At 61.5% G+C, this 12,302-nt stretch carries 14 protein-coding genes; 9 read left to right on the plus strand and 5 right to left on the minus strand.

Annotated features, from left to right (window positions below):
* Positions 1–5 precede the first annotated feature (5 nt).
* From trxC to YU3_RS0128710, 3 genes are all read left to right on the plus strand, one after another.
* Positions 6–455 (plus strand): thioredoxin TrxC, encoded by a 450-nt coding sequence (gene trxC, locus YU3_RS0128700; protein WP_027169453.1) that lies wholly within the window; start codon positions 6–8, stop codon positions 453–455.
* 85 nt (positions 456–540) lie between these two features.
* On the plus strand, positions 541–927 hold the full coding sequence (locus YU3_RS0128705) for a hypothetical protein (RefSeq protein WP_051334116.1): 387 nt from the start codon (positions 541–543) through the stop codon (positions 925–927).
* 30 nt (positions 928–957) lie between these two features.
* Positions 958–1,548 carry an NAD(P)H-dependent oxidoreductase gene (locus YU3_RS0128710; protein ID WP_027169455.1) on the plus strand — a complete coding sequence of 197 codons (591 nt, stop codon included), beginning with the start codon at positions 958–960 and terminating at the stop codon, positions 1,546–1,548.
* Between the two features lie 147 nt (positions 1,549–1,695).
* On the opposite strand, the gene YU3_RS0128715 is transcribed toward YU3_RS0128710, so the two are convergent.
* Positions 1,696–2,184, minus strand: a complete 489-nt coding sequence (locus YU3_RS0128715; protein ID WP_027169456.1) for a sulfocyanin-like copper-binding protein — start codon at positions 2,182–2,184, stop codon at positions 1,696–1,698.
* Between the two features lie 144 nt (positions 2,185–2,328).
* Positions 2,329–2,601 (minus strand): hypothetical protein, encoded by a 273-nt coding sequence (locus YU3_RS41535; protein WP_156913628.1) that lies wholly within the window; start codon positions 2,599–2,601, stop codon positions 2,329–2,331.
* 133 nt (positions 2,602–2,734) lie between these two features.
* Here YU3_RS41535 and YU3_RS0128725 point away from each other — a divergent pair, with 133 nt between their 5' ends.
* On the plus strand, positions 2,735–3,379 hold the full coding sequence (locus YU3_RS0128725; RefSeq protein ID WP_027169458.1) for a helix-turn-helix domain-containing protein: 645 nt from the start codon (positions 2,735–2,737) through the stop codon (positions 3,377–3,379).
* 45 nt (positions 3,380–3,424) lie between these two features.
* Complete coding sequence (locus YU3_RS0128730) at positions 3,425–3,940, plus strand: GNAT family N-acetyltransferase (protein ID WP_027169459.1); 516 nt, start codon at positions 3,425–3,427, stop codon at positions 3,938–3,940.
* A gap of 159 nt (positions 3,941–4,099) precedes the next feature.
* Here YU3_RS0128730 and YU3_RS0128735 read toward each other — a convergent pair whose 3' ends face one another.
* Positions 4,100–5,275 carry an acetate/propionate family kinase gene (locus YU3_RS0128735; RefSeq protein ID WP_027169460.1) on the minus strand — a complete coding sequence of 392 codons (1,176 nt, stop codon included), beginning with the start codon at positions 5,273–5,275 and terminating at the stop codon, positions 4,100–4,102.
* A gap of 61 nt (positions 5,276–5,336) precedes the next feature.
* Positions 5,337–7,718: a phosphoketolase family protein gene (locus YU3_RS0128740; RefSeq protein ID WP_027169461.1), complete on the minus strand. Its 2,382-nt coding sequence runs from the start codon at positions 7,716–7,718 to the stop codon at positions 5,337–5,339.
* A gap of 439 nt (positions 7,719–8,157) precedes the next feature.
* Here YU3_RS0128740 and YU3_RS0128745 point away from each other — a divergent pair, with 439 nt between their 5' ends.
* The 4 genes from YU3_RS0128745 (at position 8,158) to YU3_RS0128760 (ending at position 11,498) form a co-directional block, all read left to right on the plus strand.
* Positions 8,158–9,126, plus strand: coding sequence for a helix-turn-helix domain-containing protein (locus tag YU3_RS0128745; protein WP_027169462.1), 969 nt, complete (start codon positions 8,158–8,160; stop codon positions 9,124–9,126).
* 145 nt (positions 9,127–9,271) lie between these two features.
* Positions 9,272–10,789 (plus strand): aldehyde dehydrogenase, encoded by a 1,518-nt coding sequence (adh, locus tag YU3_RS0128750; RefSeq protein WP_027169463.1) that lies wholly within the window; start codon positions 9,272–9,274, stop codon positions 10,787–10,789.
* A gap of 65 nt (positions 10,790–10,854) precedes the next feature.
* Positions 10,855–11,193 carry a DUF779 domain-containing protein gene (locus tag YU3_RS0128755; protein ID WP_027169464.1) on the plus strand — a complete coding sequence of 113 codons (339 nt, stop codon included), beginning with the start codon at positions 10,855–10,857 and terminating at the stop codon, positions 11,191–11,193.
* Between the two features lie 92 nt (positions 11,194–11,285).
* A complete protein-coding gene (locus YU3_RS0128760) occupies positions 11,286–11,498 on the plus strand; it encodes a DUF1858 domain-containing protein (protein WP_036259795.1) in 213 nt (70 codons plus the stop codon).
* Here the strand turns inward: YU3_RS0128760 and YU3_RS0128765 are convergent.
* Complete coding sequence (locus tag YU3_RS0128765; RefSeq protein ID WP_027169466.1) at positions 11,495–12,199, minus strand: Crp/Fnr family transcriptional regulator; 705 nt, start codon at positions 12,197–12,199, stop codon at positions 11,495–11,497. The two genes, YU3_RS0128760 and YU3_RS0128765, sit on opposite strands and share 4 nt — an antisense overlap.
* Positions 12,200–12,302: the final 103 nt, after the last annotated feature.

A 12,302-nucleotide genomic window follows, 5' to 3' on the forward strand; every position in this document is an offset into this window, starting at 1 on the left:
AGGTCATGACGCAGGAGAATCTGGTGGTTTGCACCAAATGCGGCGTGGTCAATCGCCTGCCACTCGTCCGCAACAGCGCCGACGCCAAATGCGGAAAGTGCGGCGCCCTGCTGTTTTCAGGGCTCCCGCAGGACATTGATGCGGCGAATTTCGATCGTCAGATTGGACGCGGCAGCCTGCCCGTCCTCGTCGACGTCTGGGCCCCATGGTGCGGTCCCTGCAAGACGATGGCACCGGCCTATGAAGCCGCCGCCAAGGCGCTTGAGCCTCACATTCGGCTGGTCAAGCTGAATTCCGACAAGGAGCAGGCCATCTCGGCGAGATTGGGAATTCGCAGCATCCCCACGATGATATTGTTTCACCGCCAGCGCGAAATCGCGCGCACATCGGGGGCGATGAGCACCAGCCAGATCGTTAGCTGGGTTCGCGGGTATCTGCTGCCCGACCTCAGCTGAGCCTCTCGCCAAGCGGAGACTCGTTTGATCCTGGTCAAGGTCACGTTCGGTCACCGCGATAGGAATGGCCTCGAAGGAGTTTGCCATGACCACTTTGCACGACCTCACCCCGAAATTCAGGAACATCCGCCTGCTTCTGGCTCGCGAGAAGGGTCATCCGGAAGGAGACCGCGAAGAAGGCTACGATGTGCTGGTTCCACTCACCGACGAGGGACGGCTTGATGCCGAGGAATGGAAATCGCACAAGGCCTTCTGTCGTGTGCGCCGCTTCCGTACCGGCGAAGACGATCTTGTCGGTCGCTTGCGCCGCAAGCCAGGCGGCCAATGGTATTTCGACTACGCCGAGGGCGACCGTGACGACGAGATCGGCTTTCATCTCGGCGAGGAGCGCTTCGTCACCGGCGAGTACGTCTCCATCAGGCGCAACGGGGCCATGCACACTTATCAGGTGGCTCGGGTCGAGCAGCCATAGCCCGTCTCTCGCAGTTGGCCGGAGGGAGCCATGTCGCGCCGCATACTTGTTCTCGTCGGCCATCCCGACCCATCTCCCGACCGACTCTGCCGGGCCTTGGCTTCCGCATATGCTGAAAGCGCGGAACGCGCGGGCCACACCGTGCGCGAGATCGACCTGGCGTTGCTCAACTTTCCGATGCTTCGGACAACGCAGGAGTTCGAGCACGGAACCATTCCGGCCAGTCTGCAAGAAGCGGCCGAGGCGGTGGTCTGGGCAGAGCATCTGGTCTTTGTCTTCCCGCTTTGGCTGGGCACGATGCCGGCCCTGCTCAAAGCTTTCCTCGAGCAGGTGATGCGGCCGGGCACGGCGTTCGCCTACCCGCAAAAGGGTGAGGGTTTTGCCGTATCCTTGCTGCGCGGACGCTCTGCGCGCCTCGTGGTGACGATGGGAATGTCTGCGCCCGTCTACCGGATCTGGTTCCTCAGTCACGGCATCGCCGGCATGCGGCGGGGCATCCTCAATTTCGTCGGCGTCAAGCCGGTGCGAGAAACCTTGTTCGGCATGGCGGCGGGCGCCAGCGACGCAAAGCGGGCGAAATGGATCGGGCAGATGCGCGTGCTCGGTCAGCGAGGGCTTTGAGGCGCTGACTCGGAGTCGCGCCGGCAATTGCCGCCGCGGCAAACAAATGCCGGAGCCATTTGTCTCGTTGCGGTGCTCAAATTTTGGCAAACTGTCGATCCCGGCAAGCTCAAGCTGCGACAGTCACAGATTCAGCCGACCAACCGCCTATGGATCGACGGTAAATTCGGCCCACATGCCGGCACCATAGTGACCTGGCACGTTACAGATGAGCAGGTATTTTCCGGCTTTCAGATCGACGGTCAAAGCGCCTGATTTGCCCGGATCAAGTTCCGAAACCTCCCCCTTGTCGCCAGCCTTGTCTTCGTCGACCCGATTCTCGGCGTCAATGTAAGGGAGTGACTTTTTCGAGTCGGCAAGAAACATCACGATCATCTCGTGAATTGTATCCTTGGAACCATTCTTGACCTTGAAGGTGACCTTTCCGGCCTTCACTGCAGCGGGCAAGACATTGATGCCCATAGTTGCCTTGGTGAGATCCAGTCCTGGCGCCGCATAGGCGAGCCCCATTGGCATCTCCGTACTCGCGCCCTTGTCCCAAAGAGAGACCTGGACAAGCGAAGCAGCCCAGACTGAACCGGTACTGCCGGCCATGAGCATTGCGGTGGCAATTCCCAGCTTGGAAACGGTCTTCATGGTGATCCTCCATCGGTGTGGCAGCACAAGCGCTTACACTCCCGATGCACGCTGCTCCCACAGTCACCCGCGGTCCTTGCGCCAAATCAAACTGGGTGGCGCCAACTTAGCGGCGGCATCATGGGATCAGAACAGCGGCGCCGCTCAGCCTGCCCATCCGCAAATCGTCCAGCGCCTGACGGGTTCACTATCGCGGGTGCCTGATCTTGACCGGGTACGGCCGGGCGTGACGACCGAAGCCACGGCTCGCTGGAACATAGCCGTGCCTCCCAGCAGAGAAATAAAGGCCCGCGGCGGCAAGATAGGCAACATCCCAGCCCAGATTTCAATCATATCGGATGTCATGGCCAGATTCCCTCGGTTGGTTCTGACCAGATAGTTGCCGAACAAGTTCATGCCGGCCTTGATCGCGGTCAATCGCATCGACCAAGTGGCTCGATCGGATGATTTCGGGCTTGCTCTAAGTAGTTTCCCGTAGGGACATAACCGAATTTCGGCATGGCGGGATTTGCGCGATTGCTGTTGTCACGAATTCACCGGGACCACAGCCATGTACGCTCAAGCCTCCGCCAAGATCGAACTGCCGTCCTATCTCCCTCATCAGAGCCCTGCGCCCGTCTTCGAAGGGCCGGCAACGCCGGTCAGCTTCTTCTCGGCAGGCACCGAAATATATGCCCAGGGTGAAAAGGCGGGCGCCCTCTACCAGGTCGAATTCGGCGCGGTCCGCATATACCGCCTGCTCGCCGACGGCCGCAGACAGATAAGCGCGTTCCATCTCGCGGGAGAAACCTTTGGTTTCGCGGCCGACGCCACCCATCACTTCTTCGCCGAAGCGATCAACGCAACCGGTGTGCGGGTCTTTCGCACCCCATCGGGCACGGACATGTCGCGCCAACTCCTGCCCCTCGCGCTCAGGGGGCTGACCCGGGCGCAAGAACATCTCCTGGTGCTTGGCTGCCAGAACGCCATCGAGCGCGTCGCGGCATTCCTCGTCGAAATGTCGGAGCGCCAGGGCGGCTTGCGGCAGGTGGAATTGCCAATGTCGCGGAACGACATCGGCGACTATCTCGGCCTCACCATCGAAACCGTCTCGCGAGTCTTCACCCGCCTGAAGGAGAAAGGCGTGATCCGCTTGCTCAGCCTGCGCAGCATCGAAATCCTCAAGCGCGATACGCTGCTGGCAATGGGAGAATGAGGCCAACCGAGCCAATCCCGCGCATCAATCCTGAAAGGGGCGGAAATGAAAACCACGCTTACGACTCACACCGGATTTCGCTTCGAAGTGCGTCGTGCACGCCCTGATGATGAGCCGATCGTTGCCGAGTTCTTCACCCATGTGACACCGGAGGACCTGCGCTTCCGATTCCTCGGGGCAGTGAGGGAAGTTTCGCATGAGCGGCTTGTGGCGATGACCCGCTCCGACGATCCGCACGTCCATAATTTTCTCGCCTTCTCGACCGAGGGAATGCTCATCGCGGTGGCGATGCTTGCCAGCGATCCGGCCGACCGGCGTGGCGAAGTCGCCATCTGCATTCGCGAGGATCATAAGCATCTCGGCATCAGCTGGGAATTTCTCGGCTATGTCGCGCGCTATGCCGACGACCACGGCATCAAGACGATCGAGTCGATCGAGAGCCGCGAAAACCGCGCCGCGATCGAACTTGAACGCGAGATGGGCTTCACCGTCACAACGGACTCCGACGACCCGACGCTCGTCCTGGTTCAGCGGAAGCTCGGTGCCAAGTTGGCGATTTAAGACCGTGCCATTTCTAGCCGTACGGGAGCCCGCTACCAGGGTCATGGAGACTGGTCGCGGGCCGGCAAATGGCTGCACCCTGAGGGACCGACCATCCAGCTCAATTGACAACTCTGGCATGTGAAGGGCGTTCCACCAACAGGCGGGCGGTTGTGCGGTTCAAACCCTTTCGAAGCTGAGCAGTTCAGTGGCCACCGCGCGTTCTTCGTCGGCCGGGATGATAAGTACATCGACACGGGAATTCGTGGCACTCACAAGGTCTTCGCCACTGCAATTCAAACCGTCATCCATGGCGACGCCCAGCCATGCGGCAGCCTCGCATATTCGCCGCCGGATCACAGGCGCATTCTCGCCGATGCCTGCGGTGAACACGAGGGTGTCGAGCCCGCCTATCGCCGCAGCAAGTGATCCGATCTCACGTCCGACACGGTAGACGAAAAGATCGACGGCGCGCACCGCCGCCGGGTCTTTCGATGCAAGCAGCGTCTGCATGTTCCCGGAGATGCCTGATACCCCCAGCAGGCCGGATCGCTCGTACAGCAGGTCGGCAAGTTCATCCGACGACAGCTTGCGGTCCTGCAGGAGATGCAGGAGGACGCCGGGATCGATGGCGCCGCAACGCGTGCTCATGACCAGGCCGTCAAGCGTCGAGAAACCCATGGTGGTGGCGTGGCTTGCGCCTGCCTTCATCGCGCACAGGCTCGCACCGCTGCCGAGATGGGCGACGATCGTTCGGCCTCCGGCGGCGACCCCGTAACGCTTGCGGAGCTGACTGGCGACATGGCTGTAGGAGAGCCCATGGAAACCATAGGACACGATGCCTTGCTCCGACATCTCATGCGGCAGGCCATAAAGCCTTGCGAGTTCGGGCTGCCTCGCGTGAAAGGCTGTATCGAAGCAGCCGACCTGGATGGCGCCAGGCAGAAGGCGGTTGGCCAGGTCGACCAACTCCAGGTTGATCGCCTGATGGATCGGGGCGAGCGGCTCAAGTCTGCGCAAGGCAGCGAGCGTACGCTCGTCGAGCAACGTTGCGCGGGCAAACTCCCGACCGCCATGTACGATGCGATGCCCGACCCGGCGCACCCCGCGCAACAGGCCGCGGTCCGCCAGATAGGACGCAACGGCTTCGAATGCCTTGCCGATGGAGATCGCTTGCTCGCCAAGGCTCCTGTCGAACGGCGGCGTTGTTGCCGTGGGCGCGACGTGGAGTCGGGGCCGCTCGCCGATTGACGAGACGCTGCCACGCGCCAGCAGATGAAGTTCGTCGCGCGCTTGAAAGACGGCGAACTTCAGGCTTGATGAGCCGCCATTGAGAACGAGAAATTCATCGGTCATGCCGCCCGGTCCCAGCCGCCTTTGCGGGCGCGATCCTCTTAGCCTGGCTCTTCGTCATCGACTACCGCTCCCATTTCCAGCCGAGGATCTCGGGCATATCCTGCCCGTGCTCGCGGACATAGGCCCGGTGCTCGATCAGCTTCCCTTCCATGGCCTGTTTCAGCTGGATATGCGCACCAACCGGTTCGGGAATGCGGTCGAGCACGCCGAGCACGAGATGGTAGCGGTCGAGCCCATTCAGCACGGTCATGTCGAAGGGCGTCGTCGTCGTCCCTTCCTCATTGTAGCCGCGCACATGGATGTTGTCGTGGTTGGTCCGCCGATAGGTCAGGCGGTGGATGGTCCACGGATAGCCGTGATAGGCGAAAATGACGGGCTTATCCGTAGTGAAAAGCGCGTCGAACTCGCGATCCGACAGGCCGTGCGGGTGGTGCTCCTTTGGCTGCAGGGTCATCAGGTCGACGATATTGACCACCCTGATCTTGAGGTCGGGAACTTGGCGCTTCAGGATTTGAACGGCGGCCAGCGTCTCAAGCGTCGGCACGTCGCCGGCGCAGGCCATGATCACATCCGGCTCGGTCCCGCGATCTGTCGACGCCCACTCCCATATGCCGATGCCGGCATTGCAGTGGATTTTCGCCTCTTCGATGGACAGCCACTGCCAGGAATTGGCCTTGCCGGCAACGATCACGTTGATGCGGTTCCATGTCCGCAGCACATGATCGGTCACGCAAAGCAGGCTGTTGGCATCCGCCGGCAGATAGACGCGCACGACGTCCGCCTTCTTGTTCAAGGCCACGTCGATGAAGCCTGGATCCTGATGGCTGAAGCCATTGTGCTCCTGCTGCCAGACATGGCTGGACAACAGATAGTTCAGCGAAGCGATCGGTCGCCGCCAAGCGAGCTTGCGACAGGCGTCCAGCCATTTCGCATGCTGGTTGAACATGGAATCAACAATGTGCGTGAAGGCTTCGTAGCAGGAGAAGAAGCCGTGGCGCCCGGTAAGCAGGTAACCCTCCAGCCAACCCTGGCAGGTGTGCTCGGATAGAATTTCCAGAACCCTGCCCTCTTTGCCCAAATGCACATCCTCGGGCAGGATCTTTTCCATCCAGGCGCGCTCGGTCACCTCGAAGACATCCTGCAACCGGTTCGAAGCCGTCTCGTCCGGGCCAACGATGCGGAAGTTCCGGGCGCCTTGATTCAAAGCCATGACGTCGCGCAGGAATTTGCCCATGATACGGGTGGACTCCGCTTTCACGCCACCGGGCTGCTCAACCGGGACGGCGTGCTCATCCAGGGCGGGCAGTTCGAGAGCTCGGCGCAGCAGGCCTCCATTCGCGTGCGGATTGGCGCCCATGCGGCTGTCGCCTTCCGGCGCGGTGGCGCGGACCGCGGCCGCGGGAGCGCCGGCGGCATCGAACAGCTTCTCGGGCCGGTAGCTCCTCAGCCATTCCTCGAGCATCTTCAGGTGCGCAGGGTTTTCGGCGAGGCCGGAGAGCGGAACCTGATGGGCGCGCCAGAAGCCCTCGGTCTTCAGCCCGTCGACCTCCTTGGGGCCGGTCCAGCCCTTCGGGCTTCGCAGCACGATCATCGGCCATTTCGGACGCGAGTGCGCCGTCTTCACGCCGTTGCGGGCCGTGTCCTGAATCGCCTTGATGCGGTCGAGCGCATCGTCGAGCACGACAGCCATCCGCTCATGCATCAAGGCAGGATCGTCGCCCTCGACGAACAGCGGCTCGTAGCCATAGCCGATGAACAGCGCACGCAGCTCTTCCTCGGGGATTCGGGCCAGAATGGTCGGATTGGCGATCTTGTAGCCGTTGAGGTGGAGGATCGGCAGCACCGCGCCGTCGGATGCCGGGTTGAGGAACTTGTTGGAATGCCAGGAGGTGGCGAGCGGCCCGGTTTCCGCCTCGCCGTCGCCAATGACGCAGGCGACGATCAGATCCGGGTTGTCGAAGGCCGCGCCGTAGGCATGCGAGAGCGCGTAGCCGAGCTCGCCGCCTTCATGGATCGAGCCGGGCACGTCAGGGGCAGCATGGCTTGGGATGCCGCCCGGAAAGGAAAACTGCCGGAAGAGCTTTTTCATTCCGGACTCATCCAGAGAAATATCCGGATTGATCTCGCTGTAGGTGCCTTCGAGGTAGCTGTTCGCGACCATGGCAGGCCCGCCATGGCCCGGACCGCAGATGTAGATGACATTGGCGTCGCGCGATCGGATTGCGCGATTGAGATGCGCGTAGATGAAGCTAACCCCTGGTGAAGTTCCCCAATGGCCAAGCAGCCTGGGCTTGACGTGCTCCAGCCGAAGCGGCTCGCGAAGCAGCGGATTGTCGAGCAGATAGATCTGCCCGATCGTCAGGTAGTTGGCGGCACGCCAGTAGGCGTCGATGTCGTGCAGTTCCTGTGCGGACAAGCGATTGGTGCTGGCACGCTCGGTCATTTCCGACTCCTTCGCTGGTTTAAACCGATCCGGCTGCAGTACAACGCATCGAGGCTGCCACCGGTTCATGACCGGCCGGTGTCAAGATCAGGCGTCATCGATCTATCCGGTGATGAAGGATCGAACTTTGATCCATCGCAATTGGCGGGCACCACTGCCCCTTTTTGTGATCGTCTTTGCTCTCGATCAATGAACATCCAATTTGGCACCCGTAGATGTGGGGTGAAGCGATGGGGAATGCTTGCGACGATGTACCCGCCGAAGAGGTCCAACGGTCGACCCAAAACGTCGCGGTGACGCGCGGATGGAAAACATTCCTCGGTCTTCTGTCGAATTGACGAGTGCGCCGATTGAACGCAGAAACTGGCGCGGGAACGACACAGCCCTGAAGCGGTCCGGATCAGAAACCGAAAGACCGACAGGGCTTGGGAGGATAAGCATGGGCGAGAATTTGTTCGGCCATCATGCCGACCGCGTTGAGGCCGCGATTGCTTCGGATGCGGCGGCAAAGTCCGCGCTGGTTGCCTCCTGGCGACGATCTTCGAATCTCCACCGGCTCAATCCAGCCGATTGCAGCCCGGCCCGCTATTTGACGGAGCCGGAGCTGGGGCAGGCGCGGCAACGCATTGAGCCGCTCATCCGAGCTGCCCAGTCGAGCCTCGACCGGCTCTACCTTGCGGTTGGCGGGGTCGGATGCTGCGTCTTGCTCGCCGATCGCGACGGCGTACCGGTCGAACGGCGTGGCGCGCCCGTGGATGACGAAACGTTTCATTCCTGGGGTTTGTGGACTGGCTTTGTCTGGAATGAGGAAAGCCAGGGCACCAATGGGATCGGCACTTGTCTGGTCGAACAGCGGGCGCTGACGATCCATCGCGATCAGCATTTCCACACGCGCAACACAGATTTGAGCTGTACCACCGCACCGATTTACGATCACCAGGGCCATCTTGCGGCTGCGCTTGACGTGTCTTCCTGTCGAGCAGATCTCACGGAAGCCTTCGCCAATCTCATTTCGGTGGCCGTAATCGACGCGGCGCGTCGGATCGAAGCGGAAAATTTCAAGATTGCGTTCCCCAGGGCGCGAATTCTGCTGGCGCCGGTCGCCGACAAAGGTTCCGGCGCGCTGATCGCCGTTGACGCCGACGACCTCGTGGTGGGCGCCACCCGTTCGGCTCGCCTGGCGCTTGGACTTACGCAACAATGTCTCGACAAGCCGATGCCTGCGCGCGATCTGCTCGGCTGGGCGGAGAACCGTCCTGAAGTCCTCGCAGAGGCGGAGCGCGGTGTCCTGCAGCGGGCGCTGGCGCGGGCAGACGGAAATGTCTCGGCCGCGGCCCAGGCGCTCGGCATCAGCCGCGCCACGCTTCACCGCAAGCTCAACCGCCTGGATGTTCACAGGCCTCACTGATCCCTCGAATCAACTTACGACTGTCGCAATTCTGCGACACATCGTGCCCGACCGCCGTAACCGGTGCGGTGACAACTGCAGTCCGGAATAGCAAGTTTCTCTCGAAGCGTCGCATCCCGCGACGTCAGCTTTGGGAGGAACACACATGAACAAGGTTGAATTCTCACGCTCGGTCAAGGCGCCCTTCGACAAGCGCTATGGCAATTTCATCGGCGGCAAATGGGCCGAGCCGCGGTCCGGCCGCTACTTCGAGAACTACTCGCCGGTGAACGGCCAACTTTTGTGCGAGGTCGCTCGTTCGGATGCCCAGGACATCGACGCAGCCTTGGATGCAGGGCATGCCGCCAAAGACGCTTGGGCGCGCACCAGCGTGGCTGAGCGCTCGCTCATCCTCAACCGCATCGCCGACCGTATGGAGGAAAACCTCGATCTCCTCGCATGCGCCGAAACGTGGGACAACGGCAAGCCGATCCGCGAAACGACAGCAGCCGACCTGCCCCTGGCCATCGACCATTTCCGCTATTTCGCCGGCGCCGTGCGTGGCCAGGAAGGTAGCCTTTCCCAGATCGACGACGATACCGTCGCCTATCATTTCCATGAGCCGCTCGGTGTGGTCGGCCAGATCATCCCCTGGAATTTCCCGTTGCTGATGGCATGCTGGAAGCTGGCTCCTGCCCTGGCGGCCGGAAACTGCGTCGTGCTGAAGCCTGCCGAGCAGACGCCAGCTGCCATCTTACTCTGGGTCGATCTTATCGGCGATCTGCTACCGCCAGGCGTGCTCAATATCGTCAACGGCTTCGGCCTTGAGGCCGGAAAGCCGCTCGCGTCGTCGCCGCGCATTGCCAAGATCGCCTTCACCGGCGAGACGACGACGGGCCGGCTGATCATGCAGTATGCCAGCCAGAACCTGATACCCGTTACGCTGGAACTGGGCGGAAAGTCGCCCAACATCTTCTTCAAGGATGTCGTCGCCGAAGATGACGATTTCTTCGACAAGGCGATCGAAGGCTTCGTCATGTTCGCGCTGAACCAGGGCGAGGTCTGCACCTGCCCTAGCCGCGCGCTCATCCATGAATCGATCTATGACAGGTTCATGGAACGCGCCCTCAAGCGCGTCGAGGCGATCGTGCAGGGTGATCCGCTCGATCCGGCGACGATGATCGGTGCTCAGGCCTCGTCGGAGCAGATGGAAAAGATCCTGTCCTATATCGACATCGGCCGCCAGGAAGGAGCCGAGGTGCTGACTGGCGGCGCGCAGAACCATCTGCCGGGCGACCTTGCCGGCGGCTACTACGTCAAGCCGACCGTGTTCAAAGGCCACAACAAGATGCGCATCTTCCAGGAGGAGATCTTTGGACCCGTTGTGTCCGTGACGACCTTCAAGGACGATGACGAGGCGCTCTCGATCGCCAACGACACCCTCTACGGTCTTGGCGCCGGTGTCTGGAGCCGCGATGCGAACCGCTGCTACCGCTTCGGCCGCGCCATCCAGGCCGGCCGCGTCTGGACCAACTGCTACCACGCCTATCCGGCGCATGCCGCCTTCGGCGGCTACAAGCAGTCGGGCATCGGTCGCGAGACGCACAAGATGATGCTCGATCATTACCAGCAGACCAAGAACATGCTGGTCAGTTATAGCCCGAAGAAGCTCGGCTTCTTCTGATTGCCTCGTTGGCGCATAGGCGCGGTTCCGCAGGAGCCGCGCCTATGAGAAGAAAGGAGGAGCCGATGCAAGCGAAGGTCACTGCAACGCCGTCGGCCCTTGCACCGCTCGCCGAGATTGTTGCCGAACATGGTCCGGTGCTGTTCCACCAATCCGGCGGCTGCTGCGACGGCTCCTCGCCCATGTGCTATCCGCGCACCGGCTTTATCGTGAGCGACCAGGATGTGCTGCTCGGCCATATCGCCGAAGCGCCCTTCTACATTGGCGCATCGCAATTCGGGGCCTGGAAGCATACCGATCTCATTATCGACGTGGTGCCAGGCCGTGGCGGTATGTTTTCGCTCGACAATGGGAGGGAGAAGCGGTTCCTGACACGGTCGACGGTCTGCGCCGTCCAAACGTGAACAGCAGTATCGACCTGCTTCCTCTTTGTCTCAGCGCAACGAGCTTCGTGGGAATTGGATGCAACATGCCCGCCTCCAAGCGGAGAACCGGCATGAAACGCAAACTGAACGACGACGCGACGATGGATGGCATCATGCGCGAGACGCCGGCAGCAATCCGCGTCGTTCTTCAGCACGGCATGCTGTGCGTCGGCTGCCCGATCGCTTCCTTTCACACCGTTTCCGACGCGGCACGCGAGCATGATCTGGACGAGGATCAGCTTCGCCACGATCTGGAGGCGGCCATCGAAAATGACGTGGATTAGCTCTTTGCCGCGCGACCTTCAGCGATGACGAGGAGACGATGCGGCTCGACCACGACCACCCTCTGCCGTCCGCTCTTGACGAGCCCCTGGTCCTCCCAGGCGGAGAGCAGCCGGCTGACCGTATGAAGCGTGGTGCCCGTCATTTCCGCAACGTCCTGGCGTGAAATCGGGAAATCGATCAGAATCCCATCCTCAGTCTTTTTCCCCGACTGCTTGATCAGCTTCAGCAACGCATGCGCAACCCGCTGTTCCACCTGCTCGGTGGACATCTCGATGACGCGCGTGTGGGCGTCCTGCAGCCTGGTACCCACGGCCTTGTAGGTATTGGCGCTGAGGCTTGGAAAATTCGTCGCGAGTGTGGCCCAAAGCTGGCTTGGCCAGGCAAGCACTACGCAATCGACGGCCGCGATGGCATTTGCCGGATAGGTCGTCCGGCCCAGCGCGCTGGCGATCCCCATCAGTTCGCCCGGGCTGATGTATCGCACTGTTACCTCATGCCCATCCGGGGTCGATTTTATCACGCGCACATGGCCGTCGAGCAGCAGGAAAAAGGAGTGAGCTTCCTGCTCCTGCTCGAACACCGGCTGATCCTTGGCAATTCGAATGGACCTTGCCTGTCCGACTATGCGATCGAGGTCCCCGGAACCGATCCCCTCGAAGATGGACAGTCCGGCAATCAATGATCGATCGAGGCTTGCCAACTGCCTACCTCCCAACTTCAACCGTGCAACGCGCTCAGGCCCCTGCCCGACTGTGTCACGGACGGCCGCCCCTCGACAAGTGAGGCCTCCCTTGGCTGCCGCC

It is taken from the genome of Mesorhizobium sp. WSM3224 (assembly GCF_000427725.1).
GTDB lineage: Bacteria > Pseudomonadota > Alphaproteobacteria > Rhizobiales > Rhizobiaceae > Mesorhizobium.